The sequence below is a fragment of the Flavobacterium erigeronis genome (assembly GCF_054075165.1).
Genome location: NZ_JBSKGP010000041.1, coordinates 1 through 285 on the forward strand (window position 1 = coordinate 1; position 285 = coordinate 285).

The 285-nt window shown below is 41.4% G+C and carries 1 protein-coding gene; it reads right to left on the reverse strand.

Annotated elements, in window-relative coordinates; translation table 11 throughout:
* The coding region (locus tag ACWA1F_RS23990; protein ID WP_456897555.1) for a hypothetical protein at positions 1–183 on the reverse strand (183 nt) is incomplete at its 3' end.
* Positions 184–285 lie beyond the last annotated feature (102 nt).

A 285-nucleotide genomic window follows, 5' to 3' on the forward strand; every position in this document is an offset into this window, starting at 1 on the left:
CGCGTCGCCAATACGCTGCAGTATTTCTCTGGAGTTGTCGCCACTGTTTATAGACATTTCATACGATTTTGCTGCTTCGACATAGTACATTTTGTCAAACAACGCATCGGCGGCCTTGTTTTTGGTCTGCGAAAATGCCATCTGAATGATGAGCAGTACGAGTATAGTAATTCTTCTTTTCATAGACGGTCGTATTAAAAGAATCTTGGTGATCTTAGTCCTTTTTTGCGGTTAACCAATTCAAAACGAAGCACGATTTCGTGGGTTCCGTTGTTGTAGTTATTC